This is a genomic window from Streptomyces sp. NPDC047081 (assembly GCF_040643775.1).
Lineage (GTDB): Bacteria > Actinomycetota > Actinomycetes > Streptomycetales > Streptomycetaceae > Streptomyces.
In genome coordinates this window covers 13,114-29,373 of the sequence record NZ_JBEYUY010000019.1, presented here as the reverse complement: position 1 = coordinate 29,373, position 16,260 = coordinate 13,114, and the positions used below count along the sequence as shown (strand labels likewise).

Below are 16,260 nucleotides of genomic sequence, written 5' to 3'. Positions count from 1 at the left end.
ACGTCCCTCACATTGGCCTGAAGGCGATCCCGGAGCCCAGGATCGCTACCATGGGGTCTCCGGAGCCTGACCGGGGGACCCGGATCGCGCACGAGGAGTCCTCTTGCCAGACGAGGCCCAGAACCTGACCGCCGCCAAGCCCGAGCCCGCCTCGGCAGCCGCGGCCAAGCCCGCGCCGAGCACACCGCAGCCGAAGAACGACAGTGCCGGGCCGGTCGAGCACGCCCAGTCCGCGCCCGTCGACAAGTCCGCCGAGCAGTCGCGCCCCAAGCCGGCCCCGCCCGAGCGCCCGGTCCCCACCCCCGCCGCGGTCCGCCCGAACACCGGCCAGCCCCGTACCGGCTCCTCCAACCGCGTCCGTGCCCGCCTCGCCCGCCTCGGCGTCCAGCGCTCCAACCCGTACAACCCGGTCCTGGAACCGCTGCTGCGGATAGTGCGCAGCAACGACCCGAAGATCGAGACGGCCACCCTCCGCCAGATCGAGAAGGCCTACCAGGTCGCCGAACGCTGGCACCGCGGCCAGAAGCGCAAGAGCGGCGACCCGTACATCACGCACCCGCTCGCGGTGACGACGATCCTCGCCGAGCTGGGTATGGATCCGGCCACTCTCATGGCCGGTCTGCTGCACGACACCGTCGAGGACACCGAGTACGGCCTCGACCAGCTCCGCCGCGACTTCGGCGACTCGGTCGCCCTGCTCGTCGACGGCGTCACCAAGCTGGACAAGGTCAAGTTCGGCGAGGCCGCGCAGGCCGAGACCGTGCGCAAGATGGTCGTCGCCATGGCCAAGGACCCGCGCGTCCTGGTCATCAAGCTCGCCGACCGCCTGCACAACATGCGCACCATGCGCTACCTCAAGCGCGAGAAGCAGGAGAAGAAGGCGCGCGAGACCCTCGAGATCTACGCGCCGCTCGCCCACCGCCTGGGCATGAACACCATCAAGTGGGAGCTGGAGGACCTCGCCTTCGCGATCCTCTACCCCAAGATGTACGACGAGATCGTGCGGCTCGTCGCCGAGCGGGCGCCCAAGCGTGACGAGTACCTGGCCATAGTGACCGACGAGGTCCAGCAGGACCTGCGCGCGGCCCGCATCAAGGCGACGGTCACCGGCCGCCCGAAGCACTACTACAGCGTCTACCAGAAGATGATCGTACGAGGTCGCGACTTCGCGGAGATCTACGACCTCGTCGGCATCCGAGTCCTCGTCGACACCGTCCGCGACTGCTACGCGGCCCTGGGCACCGTCCACGCCCGCTGGAACCCGGTTCCGGGGCGGTTCAAGGACTACATCGCGATGCCCAAGTTCAACATGTACCAGTCGCTGCACACGACGGTCATCGGCCCCAACGGCAAGCCGGTCGAACTCCAGATCCGCACGTTCGACATGCACCGCCGCGCCGAGTACGGCATCGCCGCGCACTGGAAGTACAAGCAGGAGGCCGTCGCCGGAGCCTCCAAGGTGCGCACCGACGTGCCCAAGGCCGGCAAGAAGGACGACCACCTCAACGACATGGCGTGGCTGCGCCAGCTCCTGGACTGGCAGAAGGAGACCGAGGACCCGGGCGAGTTCCTGGAGTCCCTGCGCTTCGACCTGTCCCGTAACGAGGTCTTCGTCTTCACGCCGAAGGGCGACGTCATAGCGCTCCCGGCCGGGGCCACACCGGTGGACTTCGCGTACGCGGTCCACACGGAGGTCGGCCACCGGACCATAGGAGCACGGGTCAACGGCCGCCTCGTACCCCTCGAATCCACCCTGGACAACGGCGACTTGGTGGAGGTCTTCACCTCCAAGGCGGCCGGCGCCGGCCCGTCCCGCGACTGGCTCGGCTTCGTCAAGTCGCCCCGCGCCCGGAACAAGATCCGCGCCTGGTTCTCCAAGGAGCGCCGCGACGAGGCGATCGAGCAGGGCAAGGACGCCATCGTCCGCGCGATGCGCAAGCAGAACCTGCCGATCCAGCGCATCCTCACCGGCGACTCCCTGGTCACGCTCGCGCACGAGATGCGCTATCCGGACATCTCCGCGCTGTACGCGGCGATCGGCGAGGGCCATGTCTCCGCGCAGAACGTCGTGCAGAAGCTGGTCTCCGCGCTCGGCGGCGAGGAGGCGGCCACCGAGGAGATCGACGAGTCGGTCCCGCCGACCCGCAGCCGCAGCCGTAAGCGCCGCTCCAGCGCCGACCCGGGCGTCATCGTCAAGGGCGTCGAGGACGTGTGGGTCAAGCTGGCCCGCTGTTGTACTCCCGTCCCCGGCGACCCCATCATCGGCTTCGTCACACGCGGTAGCGGAGTATCGGTTCACCGCAGCGACTGCGTGAACGTGGAGTCACTGTCCCGCGAACCCGAGCGCATCCTCGAGGTCGAGTGGGCGCCCACCCAGTCCTCGGTCTTCCTGGTCGCCATCCAGGTCGAGGCCCTGGACCGCTCCCGGCTCCTCTCGGACGTCACCCGCGTCCTGTCCGACCAGCACGTCAACATCCTGTCGGCGGCCGTCCAGACGTCCCGCGACCGGGTCGCCACCTCCCGCTTCACCTTCGAGATGGGCGACCCCAAGCACCTCGGGCACGTACTGAAGGCCGTGCGGGGCGTGGAGGGCGTGTACGACGTGTACCGCGTGACGTCGGCGCGCAGGTCATAGGGCATACGACGAGAGGGGCCCCGTACGCGATGTACGGGGCCCCTCTCGTCGTACAGGCATCAATGCGAGCCGATCTAGCCGCCGAACTCCTGCAGACCCTTCAGTGCCTGGTCCAGGAGCGCCTGGCGGCCCTCCAGCTCACGCTCCAGCTTGTCGGCCTTCGCGTTGTTGCCCTGGGCGCGGGCCTGCTCGATCTGGCCCCGCAGCTTGTCCACGGCCGCCTGGAGCTGGCCGGTGAGGCCCTCGGCACGCGCGCGTGCCTCCGGGTTGGTGCGGCGCCACTCGGCCTCCTCGGCCTCCTGGATCGCCCGCTCCACCGCGTGCATCCGGCCCTCGACCTTCGGCCGGGCGTCCCGCGGGACGTGGCCGATGGCCTCCCAGCGTTCGTTGATCGAGCGGAACGCGGCACGCGCCGTCCTGAGGTCCGTCACCGGGAGGATCTTCTCGGCCTCCTCGGCCAGCTCCTCCTTCAGCTTCAGGTTCTCCGACTGCTCGGCGTCCCGCTCCGCGAAGACCGAGCTGCGGGCGGCGAAGAAGATGTCCTGGGCACCGCGGAAACGGTTCCACAGGTCGTCCTCGTGCTCGCGCTGGGCGCGGCCCGCGGCCTTCCACTCCGTCATCAGCTCGCGGTAGCGCGCGGCCGTCGGGCCCCAGTCCGTCGATCCGGACAGCGACTCGGCCTCGGCGACCAGCCGCTCCTTGGTCTTGCGGGCTTCCTCGCGCTGCGCGTCGAGCGCCGCGAAGTGGGCCTTGCGGCGCTTGGAGAACGCCGAGCGGGCGTGCGAGAAGCGGTGCCACAGCTCGTCGTCCGACTTGCGGTCGAGCCGCGGCAGACCCTTCCAGGTGTCCACCAGGGCCCGCAGCCGCTCACCGGCGGCCCGCCACTGGTCGGACTGGGCCAGCTGCTCCGCCTCGACGACCAGCTCCTCCTTGGCGTGCCGCGCCTCGTCGGACTGCTTCGCGCGCTGCTGCTTGCGCTCCTCGCGCCGCGCGTCGACCGTCGCGACCAGCTTGTCCAGACGGACCTTCAGGGCGTCCAGATCGCCGACCGCGTGGTGCGCGTCGACCTGCTCACGGATGTGGTCGATCGCGGTCTGCGCGTCCTTCGCCGACAGGTCGGTGGTCTTCACGCGCTTCTCGAGGAGGCCGATCTCGACAACCAGGCCCTCGTACTTGCGTTCAAAATAGGCCAGCGCCTCCTCAGGAGAGCCGGCCTGCCAGGAACCGACGACCTGCTCGCCGTCGGCCGTACGCACGTACACGGTCCCCGTCTCGTCGACGCGGCCCCACGGGTCGCTGCTCACAGCGCCTCCTCCACATGATGCCTGCGAGGGGCCTCACCGCCCCCGGGCATCGTCCACAGTTTCGTCACGGCCAACATAGGCGACCGGCGGGTTGCCTGTCCGCATCCCGCGCGACCGAAATTTCGCACCTCGGGGTCGTGATGCGACCCCGAAGCGGTGCTGACGGGGTCAGGATTTCGTGACCGTCGCCTTGTTGATCACGACCGTCGCGTTCGGGGCTCCGTCGCCCTGGCCCGTGCTCTCGCCCGCCGCGGCGATTTTCTTCAGCACCTTCATGCCCGATTCGGAAACGGTGCCGAACGGTGTGTAGCTGGCCGGCAGCTGACTGTCCTGATAGACGAGGAAGAACTGGCTGCCGCCGGTGTGCTTCTGCCCGGTGTTCGCCATGGCGACCGTGCCCGCCGGGTAGACGCCGCCCTTCAGGCTTTTGTCCTTCAGGTTCTCGTCCGGAATCGTGTAGCCGGGGCCGCCGCTGCCGCTGCCCGTGGGGTCGCCGCACTGCAGCACGTAGATGCCGTTGGTGGTGAGGCGGTGGCACTTCGTGTGGTCGAAGTAGCCCTTTCCGGCCAGGAAGTCGAAGGAGTTCACGGTGTGCGGGGCCGCCGACGCGTTGAGCGCGATGTCTATGTCACCGCACGTCGTGGCGAGCTTCATCGTGTACTTCGCCGACTTGTCGATGGTGACCGCCGGTTCCTTCTTCCAGCTGAGCTTCTTCACGGAGCCCGCGGCGGCCTTCTCGCACGGGTCCGGCGCCTTGCTGGTGGCCGCCGCGCTCGGCGTCGTCTGCGAGCTCGCGTCGGCCTTGTCGTCGTTCTTCAGCACGCCGGTCGTGTAGATCGCCACGCTGCCGATCACGACCACGCCCAGCACCGAGGCGATCACCGAGTTGCGCATGCGCGCCTTGCGCCGCGCCTCCGTGCGCCGCTGCTGCTGCCGCAAGAACTTCTCCCGCGCGAGCTGCCGCTTCCGCTGTTCCTGGGTGACCACGGGGTTTTCTCCTCATGCCTCTCGTACGCCGACCGGTACGCGTGCGACTGGTGGGCCGACCGCCTGCGTGTGCCCCGTACCGTATATGGGTTCGCTGAGGATTCGGCAGCGCCGGTAGGCTCTGACGGCAGCTGTATCCGTTCGTTGACCACAGCTGCAGCCGCCCGTATCGACACAACGAAGGACGATCGTGCTCATTGCCGGGTTCCCCGCCGGGGCCTGGGGGACGAACTGTTATCTCGTCGCCCCCGCCGCCGGTGAGGAGTGCGTGATCATCGACCCGGGCCACCAGGCCACCGAAGGCGTCGAGGAAGCGCTGAAGAAGCATCGGCTCAAGCCCGTCGCCGTCGTCCTCACCCATGGCCACATCGACCACGTGGCCTCGGTCGTCCCGGTGTGCGGCGCGCACGACGTGCCCGCGTGGATCCACCCCGAGGACCGCTACATGATGGCGGACCCGGAGAAGGCCCTCGGCCGCTCCATCGGCATGCCGCTGATGGGCGAGCTGACCGTGGGGGAGCCGGACGACGTGCGGGAGCTGACCGACGGCACGCGGCTGGCGCTCGCGGGCCTGGAGTTCTCCGTCGCGCACGCGCCGGGCCATACCAAGGGGTCGGTGACCTTCCAGATGCCCGAGACGACGGACATCCCCGCGGTGTTCTTCTCGGGCGATCTGCTCTTCGCCGGCTCCATCGGACGCACCGACCTGCCCGGCGGTGACATGGCCGAGATGCTCGACTCGCTGGCCCGCGTGTGCCTGCCGCTCGACGACTCGACCGTGGTGCTGTCCGGCCACGGCCCCCAGACGACCATCGGCCAGGAGCGCGCCACCAACCCGTACTTGCGGCAGGTGGCCGCCGGCCAGGGAGCCCAGCCCGCTCCCCGACGAGGAATGTGACGAGAGACTTCCCGTGAGCACCTTCAAGGCCCCCAAGGGCACGTACGACCTGATCCCGCCGGACAGCGCCAAGTACCTGGCGGTCCGCGAGGCGATCGCCGCGCCGCTGCGCAACTCCGGTTACGGCTACATCGAGACCCCCGGCTTCGAGAGCGTGGAGCTCTTCGCGCGCGGTGTCGGCGAGTCCACCGACATCGTGACCAAGGAGATGTACGCCTTCGAGACCAAGGGCGGCGACAGGCTCGCCCTGCGCCCCGAGGGCACGGCGTCCGTGCTGCGCGCGGCGCTCGAGGCCAACCTGCACAAGCTCGGCAACCTGCCGGTCAAGCTCTGGTACTCCGGCTCCTACTACCGCTACGAGCGCCCGCAGAAGGGCCGTTACAGGCACTTCTCGCAGGTCGGCGCCGAGGCGATCGGCGCGGAGGACCCGGCGCTGGACGCCGAGCTGATCATCCTGGCCGACCAGGCGTACCGCTCGCTGGGGCTGAGCAACTTCCGCATCCTGCTGAACAGCCTGGGCGACAAGGAGTGCCGTCCGGTGTACCGGGCCGCCCTCCAGGACTTCCTGCGCGGCCTCGACCTGGACGAGGACACCCAGCGCCGGGCGGAGATCAACCCCCTCCGCGTCCTCGACGACAAGCGCGAGTCGGTCCAGAAGCAGCTCGGTGACGCCCCGCTGCTGCGCGACTACCTCTGCGACGCGTGCAAGGCGTACCACGAGGAGGTCCGCGAGCTGATCACGGCGGCGGGCGTTTCGTTCGAGGACGACCCGAAGCTGGTCCGGGGCCTGGACTACTACACCCGTACCACCTTCGAGTTCGTGCACGACGGTCTGGGATCCCAGTCCGCGGTGGGCGGCGGCGGTCGTTACGACGGTCTGTCGGAGATGATCGGCGGTCCCGCGCTGCCGTCCGTCGGCTGGGCCCTCGGCGTCGACCGCACGGTCCTGGCGCTGGAGGCGGAGGGCGTGGAGCTGGACATCCCGTCCGCCACGAGTGTCTACGCGGTGCCGCTCGGCGAGGAGGCCCGGCGGATCCTGTTCGCCAAGGTCACCGAGTTGCGCAAGCTCGGCATCGCCGCGGACTTCTCCTACGGCGCCAAGGGCCTCAAGGGCGCGATGAAGAACGCCAACCGCAGCGGCGCCCGCTACACGGTGGTCGCCGGCGAACGCGACCTCGCCGAGGGCGTCGTACAGCTCAAGGACATGGAGTCCGGCGAGCAGACGGCGGTCGGCGTGAACGAGATCGTGGCGGAACTGGAGTCCCGCCTGGGCTGAGTCAGTCCAGAAGGCCGTACCGCATGGCACTGGTGACAGCTGCCGTGCGGTCGGCCACACCCAACTTGCCGAAGACACGCAGGAGATGGGTCTTCACGGTCGACTCACCGATGGCCCTGTCGATTTGCGGCTACCGCCGCGCGGCCAGCGCCCGATCTCCGCGTTCGTGCGGCAGCCGGTGAAGCCCGTCATTGGTCCAGCAACCCATGGCGCATGGCGTTGGTCACCGCGGCGGTCCGGTCGTCGACGCCGAGTTTCCCGAAGATCCGCAGCAGGTGTGTCTTCACGGTCGACTCACCGATGAACAACCGGCGCCCGATCTCCGCGTTCGTGCAGCCCTCCGCCACCAGTCGCAGTACCGCTGTTTCCCGTTCGGAGAGCCGGGGGCGGTCCGGCTTGGTGCGGAGTTGGTCGACCAGGCGGGCCGCGACCGACGGGGCCAGTACCGTCTCGCCGCGGGCCGCTGACCGTACCGCTTCCGCCAGTTCGGCGCGGGGCATGTCCTTGAGCAGGTAGCCGGCCGCTCCGGCTTCCACCGCGCGCAGGATGTCGCGGTCCGTCTCGTACGTCGTCAGGACGATCACCCGGCACGGGAGCGCGGCCTCGGTCATCCGTACGATCGAGTCCACGCCGCCACCGCCCGGCATGCGCAGGTCCATCAGCACGATGTCGGGCCGGAGTTCGGCGGCGAGTGCCTCCGCCTGCGGGCCGCTCGCCGCGTCGGCGATCACCTCCAGGTCCGGTTCGGCGCTGAGCATCGCCCGCAGACCCTCCCGTACGACGGGGTGGTCGTCGGCCAGGATGATGCGGATCACGAAGAGCTCCTCGACGGGGATACCGGCAGGCTGACGGTCACGGTCGTGCCGTCGCCCGGGGCGCTGCGGATACGGGCCGTGCCGCCGACCTCCGTGGCGCGGGCGCGCAGTCCGGCGAGACCGTAGCCCTCGCAGGGGGTGGCCGGGTCGAAGCCGCAGCCGTCGTCCCGTACGGAGAGGGTGAGGGTGTCGTCGGCGTAGGTCAGCGCTATGCCCACCGCCGCCGAACTCCCCGCGTGCTTGCGGGCGTTGGCCAGGGCCTCCTGGCAGGAGCGCAGCGCCACCACCTCGGGGCCCGCGGGCAGCGGGCGTACCGGGCCGGTCACGTCCAGGGTCGCCCCGTGGCGGGCGGCGAGGCGGTGCAGGGCGTCCGGGAGGGAGGCACCGTCCAGGTCGGCGGGGGAGCCGCCGGCGACCAGGGCGCGGGCCTCGGCGAGGTTCTGCCGGGCCGTCTCGTCCATCAGGGCGAGATGGCGGCGGGCCTGCGGGAGGTCGTCGTCCAGCTCGGCCTCCACCGCCTGGATCAGCATCAGCAGACTGGTGAAGCCCTGCGCGAGGGTGTCGTGGATCTCCCGGGCCATGCGTTCGCGCTCGGTCGACGCGCCGTGCGCGGCGGACAGCCGGGAGATCTCGTGGCGGCTCGCGTCCAGCTCGGCGATCAACTCCGCCCGCTCCATGCTCTGTTCGATGATGCGGATGATCCAGCTGCCGATCACCACGGAGAAGACGAGGGTGACCGCGGAGAACAGGAAGTTGGCGATCAGCGCCTCGGCGTCCGGCCGCCACAGCAGCGCCCAGCCCGCGACCGGCGCCAGGTTGATCACGGTGACGACCACCAGGGACCACCGCATGCGCAGGGTCATGAAGCACTGGGGGATGAGCGCGAACGCCATCAGCCGGGTCTCGCCGACCAGCACGGCGGACGGCAGGAACAGCGCGCTCGCCCCGGCGAGATAGCGCAACGCCCGCCGCTGCTCCGGCGGGTCCTCCTGGAGCAGCGGGCGCCCCACCACCACGTACCAGGGCACCAGCGGCACCAGCAGCAGGGTCGCGGCCACCCGGACCGGAGTGGCCGGGTGCGCCGCGTTGAGCACGAAGGCGAGCGTGGCCGCCCAGGCGACCGCGAAGTACGCGTCCCAGAGCCGGATCGTCCGGTCCCAGGCGTGCACGTCACGCGCCACGGCCGGGCCGCTCATCCCGTGCGCCGGTCCTTCCAGCGGAACGTCAGCAGACACAGCACCAATCCTCCGACGCACCACGCCCCGAGCACCAGCGCGATCCGCCCGAACTCCCAGCTCCCCGCCTGCTCCAGCACCCGCGCCGAGTCGGGCAGGAACACGCCCCGCAGCCCCTGGCACAGCCACTTCAGCGGGAACAGGGCGCCGATGTTCAGCATCCAGTCCGGGATCGTGTCGATCGAGATGTACACCCCGGAGATGAACTGCAGGACCAGGAACGGGAGTACGACGACCGAGCTCGCGCTCTTCGCCGACTTGGGCACCGAGCTGATCGCGATGCCCAGCAGCGAGCACCCGGTCAGCCCGAGCACGAAGATCCACGCGAAGTCGAACCAGCGGGACGCGTCCGTCGGCAGGTCGACGCCGTAGAAGCCGGTCCCGACGAGCAGCAGGATCGCCGTCTCCACGATCCCGGTGAACAGAACCAGCCAGATCTTGCCGAGGAAGTACGCGGCCGGTGGCATCGGCGTGCCCCGCAGCCGGCGCAGCACCTTCTCGTCGCGCTCCACGGCGATCGAGATGCCGAGCGACTGGAAGCTCGTCGACATGATGCCGGAGGCCATCATCGCGGGGACGTACAACTGCGAGGCGGTGACGCCGCTGCCGTGCACGTCGTCGTGGAAGATCGACGCGAACAGGAACAGGAAGACGACCGGGAAGGAGAAGGTGAAGACCACCTGGTCGCGCTGGCGGAAGAACTGCTTGATCTCCAGCAGACCCCGCTGGAAGCCCAGCCCCCACGCCCCGGGCAGCCGCCCCGCGGGCGCCTCGGTCCGGGTCGGTGCGGCGGTCGTCGTCATCGCGCGTCCTCCTGTCCGGTCAGCCGGAGGTACACGTCCTCCAGGGTGGGGCGGGTCACCAGCAGCCCCGGGATCTCGCCGTCGAAACGGCGCATCAGCTCGGCGACCGTCCTGGTCGGGGTGTCCGTGAGTTCCTCGCGCGGGCTGCCGTCGGCCTCGGTCCACCGCACGGTGGCCCCGGTGCCGTACCGCTCGCGCAGCGCGCCCGGCTCGCCCTCCGCGACGACCCGCCCCTTGGCGACGACCGCGAGCCGGTCGGCGAGCGCCTCCGCCTCCTCCAGGTAGTGCGTGGTCAGCACGATGGTCGTGCCCTCGTCGGAGAGCAGCCGGATCAGGTCCCAGAACTGCCGCCGGGCCGCCGGGTCGAAGCCGGTCGTCGGCTCGTCCAGGAGCAGCAGCTCGGGGTCGCCGATCACCCCCAGGGCCACGTCGAGACGGCGGCGCTGGCCGCCCGACAGAGCCTTGATGCGGCTGTCCGCCTTGGCCTCCAGACCCACCAGACCGATGACCTCCTCGGGGTCGCGCGGCCGCGGGTAGTAGCGCGCGAAGTGCCGTACGGTCTCGCGCACCGTCAACTCCGCGGGCGCCGATTCGTCCTGCCAGACGATTCCGACACGGGACCTCCACGCGCGCGTGCCGGTCGCCGGATCGGACCCCAGCACCGACACCTCGCCCCCGTCCCGGTCCCGGTTGCCCTGGAGGATCTCCACCGTGGTGCTCTTGCCCGCGCCATTGGGTCCGAGCAGGCCGAACACCTCGCCCCGGCGGATGCCGAGATCGATGCCGTCCACCGCGGTCACGTCCCCGTACTGCTTGCGCAGCCCCCGTACGTCCACCGCGAGTTCGTTCGCGTGTGCTGTCATGCGACGAGCCTCGTCCGGAACCGAACGCTCAGGGACGACCGTGCGTACTTCCTTATGTCCACCGAACGGTGGACAGCGGCTCCAGTGCGGCACAATGGCCCCTGCCCGAAGAAGGTCCAACTCTCAAGCAGACGGAATCGGCGTGATGAGCAAGACGACAGTCAAGGACGTCTCCACCGAGCCCGAGCCCTCCGAGGAGCACGCGCCCGACGGGCCCCGGACGGTGGGCGGCAGCCGTGCGTTCTCGCTGCTGCTGATCATCACCGGCGCGGCCGGCCTGCTCGCGGCGTGGGTCATCACGGCCGACAAGTTCAAGCTGCTGGAGGCCAAGGTCGCGGGCAAGAGCTACACGCCCGGCTGCAGCCTCAACCCGGTCGTCTCCTGCGGCAGCGTCATGGAGTCCAAGCAGGCCGCCGCCTTCGGATTCCCCAACCCGATGCTCGGCCTGGTCTGCTACGGCATCGTCATCTGTGTCGGCGTGAGCCTGCTGACCCGCGCCCGCTTCCCGCGCTGGTACTGGCTCACCTTCAACTTCGGCACGCTCTTCGGCGTCGCCTTCTGCACCTGGCTGCAGTTCCAGTCCCTGTACCGGATCAACGCCCTGTGCCTGTGGTGCTCGCTGGCCTGGGTCGCGACGATCACGATGTTCTGGTACGTCACCTCGTTCAACATCCGCAACGACTTCCTGCCGACCCCGCGCTGGCTGAAGAGCTTCTTCGGCGAGTTCACCTGGGTCGTGCCGGTCCTGCACATCGGGATCATCGGCATGCTGGTGCTCACGCGCTGGTGGGACTTCTGGACCAGCTGACCCGGTCTTTGCAAGGGCCCGGAGGGATTGTCAGTGCGGTGATTTAGGGTTTCAGCGTGGAGCCCGACCTGTTCACCGCCGCCGCCGAAGAACGCCAGGAGAAGGACCCGACCGGGAGCCCCCTGGCGGTGCGGATGCGCCCGCGCACCCTCGACGAGGTGGTGGGCCAGCAGCACCTGCTCAAGCCCGGCTCGCCCCTGCGCCGACTGGTCGGCGAGGGCGCGGGCGGCCCGGCGGGCCCGTCCTCGGTGATCCTCTGGGGCCCGCCCGGCACCGGCAAGACCACCCTCGCCTATGTCGTCTCGAAGGCCACCAACAAGCGCTTCGTCGAGCTGTCGGCGATCACCGCGGGCGTCAAGGAGGTCCGCGCGGTCATCGACGGCGCCCGCCGCGCCACCGGGGGATACGGCAAGGAGACCGTCCTCTTCCTCGACGAGATCCACCGCTTCAGCAAGGCCCAGCAGGACTCCCTGCTCCCCGCGGTCGAGAACCGCTGGGTGACCTTGATCGCGGCGACGACCGAGAACCCGTACTTCTCGGTGATCTCCCCGCTCCTGTCCCGCTCCCTGCTCCTCACCCTCGAACCCCTCACCGACGAGGACGTCCGCGGGCTCCTCAAGCGCGCGCTGAGCGACGAGCGCGGCCTGAAGGACGCCGTCGCCCTGCCCGAGGACACCGAGGACCACCTCCTGCGCATCGCCGGCGGCGACGCCCGCCGAGCCCTGACCGCCCTGGAGGCCGCCGCCGGCGCCGCCCTCGACACGGGCGAGACGGAGATCTCCCTCACCACCCTGGAGGAGGTCGTCGACCGGGCCGCGGTCAAGTACGACCGCGACGGCGACCAGCACTACGACGTCGCCAGCGCCCTCATCAAGTCCATCAGGGGCTCGGACGTCGACGCCGCCCTGCACTACCTGGCCCGTATGATCGAGGCCGGCGAGGACCCCCGCTTCATCGCCCGCCGCCTGATGATCTCCGCGAGCGAGGACATCGGCCTGGCCGACCCCAATGCCCTGCCGATCGCGGTCGCCGCCGCCCAGGCCGTCGCCATGATCGGCTTCCCCGAGGCCGCCCTCACCCTCAGCCACGCCACCATCGCCCTCGCCCTGGCCCCGAAGTCGAACGCCGCGACCATGGCGATCGGCGCCGCCCTGGAGGACGTACGCAAGGGAATGGCCGGGCAGGTGCCGCCGCATCTGCGCGACGGGCACTACAAGGGGGCCGCCAAGCTCGGGCACGCGCAGGGGTACGTGTATCCGCACGACCTGCCCGAGGGGATCGCCGAGCAGCAGTACGCGCCGGACGCCCTCAAGGACCGCGAGTACTACGCGCCGACCCGGCACGGGGCGGAGACGCGGTACGCGGACGCCGTCGAGTGGACCAGGAAGCACCTCGGTCGGAAGCGGTCCTGAGCACCCTGTAGAATCCCTCGGAGTGCTGTGTCCCGTGCTGTCAGAACGGGACGGTCAGCCGGAACCCCCAGCGGGTTCCAGGAGCGTCGCGCACCGTTCGATTGGTGTCGCGGGCAGCCCACCACCACTCGTCGTACGACGGGACCGGTCGGTGGGCCACTCGCGTGCTGCACGTATGTGCCCAGACCAGGGAGCGGCTGCCCACCAGGTCCGTCAAAGGACCCGGCGGGTTTCCCCGGCTGCGGATGCGACCTCCCTCAACCCTGACGAGCCGAAAACAAGGAAACGAGAAACAGTGGCGAATCAGTCCCGCCCCAAGGTCAAGAAGTCGCGTGCCCTCGGCATCGCGCTGACCCCGAAGGCCGTCAAGTACTTCGAGGCCCGCCCCTACCCGCCGGGTGAGCACGGCCGTGGCCGCAAGCAGAACTCGGACTACAAGGTCCGTCTGCTGGAGAAGCAGCGTCTGCGCGCGCAGTACGACATCTCCGAGCGCCAGCTGGTCCGCGCCTACGAGCGTGCCTCCAAGGTGCAGGGCAAGACCGGTGAGGCCCTGATCGTGGAGCTCGAGCGCCGTCTCGACGCCCTGGTCCTGCGTTCGGGCATCGCCCGCACCATCTACCAGGCCCGTCAGATGGTCGTTCACGGCCACATCGAGGTCAACGGCCAGAAGGTCGACAAGCCCTCGTTCCGCGTCCGTCCCGACGACGTCGTGATGGTCCGCGAGCGCAGCCGCCAGAAGCCGCTGTTCGAGATCGCCCGCGAGGGTGGCTTCGCGGCCGACGGTGAGACCCCCCGCTACCTGCAGGTGAACCTCAAGGCCCTGGCGTTCCGCCTGGACCGTGAGCCGAACCGCAAGGAAGTTCCGGTCATCTGCGACGAGCAGCTCGTCGTCGAGTACTACGCCCGCTGATCATCCTCAGCAGGCGGTAGCACCACCTCAGCCCGCCGTCTCCCCGCCCTTCCGGGCACGGGAGGCGGCGGGTTCGTGCATCTGCACGGTTGCCCTCGTGTGCCGCACCGGCCCGCGCGGCGCCGGCAGCGCGTCCAGCCGCCGCTCCAGCGCCCGGGACACCGCAGCCTCCCGCACCAGCCGCGCACCCTCCCGTACGCACTCCTCGTACCGCTCGTCGCCCAGCCGCTCCCGGGCCGTCGCCTCGCACAGCTCGTGCGGGGCGTTGTAGTACGCCGAGCCGAACAGCGGCAGCCCCACCGACGGCCACATCCGCCCCGCCGCGCCCTGCAGCACCGCGGCCTCGGCGGCATCGCCCTCCACCACCGTGACCAGGGCCAGCAGCTCCACCGCCAGCACCGAGCCGAGCAGGTCGTGGAACGCGTGCGCGCTGCCCAGGCAGTCGGTGAGCAGGGCACGGGCCGCGGCCGGATCGCCCTCGGCCCAGGCCGCGTACGCCAGGACGAACAGCGCGTACGAGCGGGTCCAGCGCTCGCCGTGGTCCTCGCAGACCCGGCGCACGTCCTCGCACATCCGCACCGCGCCCGGCAGATCGCCCTGGAAGGCCCGCGCCATCGCCAGCTCGACCTGCCCCATCAGGACGTTGCTGTTGAGCTCGCCGATCTCCTGGTAGCGGTCGAGGGCCGAGCGCAGCAGCGTTTCCGCGCGCGGCATGTCGTCCGTGACCAGGGCGAGACAGCCCGTGCGGTGCTCCGCGTACGCGAGCGCCATAGGGTCGGCCGAGCGCTCCGCCTCCTCGCGGCACTCGGCGAGCGCGGCCAGCGCGGGCACGCTGTCGCCCTGGAGGATCGCGACGTAACCGAGCACCCACAGCGCCTTCAGCCGGGACTGCTCGTGGCCCGAGTCCAGCTGGACGACCTGCTCCAGCCAGTGCCGCCCCTCCGACAGCCGCCCGCAGCCCGCCCAGTAGAACCACAGCGAGCCCGCCAGGTACTGGCCCAGATGCGCCTCGCCGGGCTCGCTCAGGCAGTGTTCGAGCGCGCACCGCAGGTTCGGCAGCTCCGCCTCCACCCGTGCGGCCACCTCGGCCTGGCGCGGCGAGAACCAGTCCAGCTCGCACCAGGTCGCGAGGCCCAGGTACCAGTCCCGGTGCCGCCGCCTGAGCCGGGCCGCGTCCCCCGTCGCCTCCAGCCACTCGGCGCCGTACGCCCGGACCGTGTCGAGCATGCGGTAGCGGGTGCCCACCGGTGTCTCCTCGCGGCCGAGCACCGACTGCGCGAGCAGCTCGCCGAGCACGTCGAGGACGTCGTCGGCGTCCAGCCCGTGCCCGCTGCACACGTACTCCACGGCCTCCAGCTCGAACGGCCCGGCGAACACCGAAAGACGCGACCAGAGCAGCCGCTCGCGCGGGGTGCACAGTTCATGGCTCCAGCCGATCGCCGTGCGCAGCGTCTGGTGGCGGGGGAGCACGTCCCGGCCGCCGCCGGTCAGCAGCCGGAACCGGTCGTCGAGCCGGTCCAGCAACTGCCCGGGCGACAGCGCCCGCAGCCGCCCCGCCGCCAGCTCGACAGCGAGGGGGATCCCGTCGAGGCGCCGGCACAGCTCCCGTACCTCCGGACCGTCCACCGGCACCGGCCCGTGCTGCGCCGCCCGCTCGCGCAGCAGCTCGACCGCGTCCTGTTCGCCCAGCGGCGCCAGCGGGAACACCCGCTCACCCGCCACCGTCAGCGGGCGGCGCCCCACCGCGAGCACCCGCAGCCCGGGCAGCTCGCGCAGCAGCTCGGCCACCAGCCCGGCACACTCGTCCACCAGATGCTCGAACCCGTCCAGAACCAACAGGAGTTGCCGCTCGGCGAGATGCGCGAGCAGCGTCTCGCGCGGCAGCCGGGTCGTGTGATCCTTCAGACCGAGGGTTTCTACGACGGCGTAGTCGACGAACTCCGCGTCGCGCACCGGCGCCAGCTCCACCCGCCACACCCCGTCGAGCGGCGCGCACCGCGCGGCCGCCCGGGCCGCGAGCCGTGACTTGCCGACCCCGCCCGGCCCGGTGACGGTCACCAGCCGTGCGGCGTCGAGCGCCCGTGCCAGCCCGGCCAGTTCGGCCGCACGTCCGACGAAGGCGTTGAGCTCCAGGGGCAGATTGCCGTTGGCGAAGCCGCCGCCGCGCTGATGATCCCGCATGGAATACGGAGCGTACTGAACCGTATTCAGTCCGTACAATCGCTTCGCGCAACTCGGCCGCGTGCGGAGGGTAATCCGGTGCGGAGCGCCGTTCCCGGCGCGATAGGCTCGGCACCGTTATCTACAGGTGTTC

13 protein-coding genes and 1 pseudogene are annotated in these 16,260 nt (G+C 70.4%); 6 read left to right on the top strand and 8 right to left on the bottom strand.

Annotation, left to right across the window (positions count from 1 at the left end):
* The first annotated feature begins 103 nt into the window (after positions 1 to 103).
* The gene (locus tag ABZ848_RS31010) at positions 104 to 2,635 is read left to right on the top strand and encodes a bifunctional (p)ppGpp synthetase/guanosine-3',5'-bis(diphosphate) 3'-pyrophosphohydrolase (protein WP_360837232.1); all 2,532 of its coding nucleotides are present in this window, start codon (positions 104 to 106) and stop codon (positions 2,633 to 2,635) included.
* A 74-nt stretch (positions 2,636 to 2,709) separates the two neighbouring features.
* Here ABZ848_RS31010 and ABZ848_RS31005 read toward each other — a convergent pair whose 3' ends face one another.
* Together ABZ848_RS31005 and ABZ848_RS31000 are read right to left on the bottom strand one after the other, a co-directional pair.
* A complete protein-coding gene (locus tag ABZ848_RS31005) occupies positions 2,710 to 3,939 on the bottom strand; it encodes a DUF349 domain-containing protein (RefSeq protein WP_360837231.1) in 1,230 nt (409 codons plus the stop codon).
* 168 nt (positions 3,940 to 4,107) lie between these two features.
* A complete protein-coding gene (locus ABZ848_RS31000; protein ID WP_360837230.1) occupies positions 4,108 to 4,926 on the bottom strand; it encodes a peptidylprolyl isomerase in 819 nt (272 codons plus the stop codon).
* Between the two features lie 190 nt (positions 4,927 to 5,116).
* Between ABZ848_RS31000 and ABZ848_RS30995 the strand changes: the two genes are divergently transcribed.
* Positions 5,117 to 5,824 carry an MBL fold metallo-hydrolase gene (locus ABZ848_RS30995; RefSeq protein ID WP_360837228.1) on the top strand — a complete coding sequence of 236 codons (708 nt, stop codon included), beginning with the start codon at positions 5,117 to 5,119 and terminating at the stop codon, positions 5,822 to 5,824.
* 13 nt (positions 5,825 to 5,837) lie between these two features.
* Positions 5,838 to 7,100, top strand: a complete 1,263-nt coding sequence (hisS, locus tag ABZ848_RS30990) for a histidine--tRNA ligase (protein WP_360837227.1) — start codon at positions 5,838 to 5,840, stop codon at positions 7,098 to 7,100.
* A gap of 1 nt (position 7,101) precedes the next feature.
* On the opposite strand, the pseudogene ABZ848_RS30985 reads toward hisS, so the two are convergent.
* From ABZ848_RS30985 to ABZ848_RS30965, 5 genes and pseudogenes are all read right to left on the bottom strand, one after another.
* Positions 7,102 to 7,212: pseudogene (locus ABZ848_RS30985) on the bottom strand (LuxR C-terminal-related transcriptional regulator); the annotation flags it as partial.
* A 76-nt stretch (positions 7,213 to 7,288) separates the two neighbouring features.
* The gene (locus tag ABZ848_RS30980; RefSeq protein WP_360837225.1) at positions 7,289 to 7,915 is read right to left on the bottom strand and encodes a response regulator transcription factor; all 627 of its coding nucleotides are present in this window, start codon (positions 7,913 to 7,915) and stop codon (positions 7,289 to 7,291) included.
* Positions 7,912 to 9,111 carry a sensor histidine kinase gene (locus tag ABZ848_RS30975; protein WP_360837474.1) on the bottom strand — a complete coding sequence of 400 codons (1,200 nt, stop codon included), beginning with the start codon at positions 9,109 to 9,111 and terminating at the stop codon, positions 7,912 to 7,914. Before ABZ848_RS30975 ends, ABZ848_RS30980 begins: the two co-directional genes overlap by 4 nt.
* The gene (locus ABZ848_RS30970; RefSeq protein WP_360837223.1) at positions 9,108 to 9,953 is read right to left on the bottom strand and encodes an ABC transporter permease; all 846 of its coding nucleotides are present in this window, start codon (positions 9,951 to 9,953) and stop codon (positions 9,108 to 9,110) included. The genes ABZ848_RS30975 and ABZ848_RS30970 overlap by 4 nt, the downstream gene beginning before the upstream one ends.
* Complete coding sequence (locus ABZ848_RS30965) at positions 9,950 to 10,816, bottom strand: ABC transporter ATP-binding protein (protein ID WP_360837222.1); 867 nt, start codon at positions 10,814 to 10,816, stop codon at positions 9,950 to 9,952. Before ABZ848_RS30965 ends, ABZ848_RS30970 begins: the two co-directional genes overlap by 4 nt.
* Positions 10,817 to 10,961: 145 nt before the next feature.
* On the opposite strand from ABZ848_RS30965, the gene ABZ848_RS30960 reads away from it, so the two are divergent.
* The 3 genes from ABZ848_RS30960 (at position 10,962) to rpsD (ending at position 13,946) form a co-directional block, all read left to right on the top strand.
* The gene (locus tag ABZ848_RS30960) at positions 10,962 to 11,624 is read left to right on the top strand and encodes a vitamin K epoxide reductase family protein (protein WP_360837220.1); all 663 of its coding nucleotides are present in this window, start codon (positions 10,962 to 10,964) and stop codon (positions 11,622 to 11,624) included.
* A gap of 56 nt (positions 11,625 to 11,680) precedes the next feature.
* The gene (locus ABZ848_RS30955; RefSeq protein ID WP_360837218.1) at positions 11,681 to 13,036 is read left to right on the top strand and encodes a replication-associated recombination protein A; all 1,356 of its coding nucleotides are present in this window, start codon (positions 11,681 to 11,683) and stop codon (positions 13,034 to 13,036) included.
* Positions 13,037 to 13,331: 295 nt separating this feature from the next.
* Positions 13,332 to 13,946 (top strand): 30S ribosomal protein S4, encoded by a 615-nt coding sequence (gene rpsD, locus ABZ848_RS30950; RefSeq protein WP_242774931.1) that lies wholly within the window; start codon positions 13,332 to 13,334, stop codon positions 13,944 to 13,946.
* 27 nt (positions 13,947 to 13,973) lie between these two features.
* On the opposite strand, the gene ABZ848_RS30945 is transcribed toward rpsD, so the two are convergent.
* Positions 13,974 to 16,127 carry a regulator gene (locus ABZ848_RS30945; protein WP_360837216.1) on the bottom strand — a complete coding sequence of 718 codons (2,154 nt, stop codon included), beginning with the start codon at positions 16,125 to 16,127 and terminating at the stop codon, positions 13,974 to 13,976.
* Positions 16,128 to 16,260: the final 133 nt, after the last annotated feature.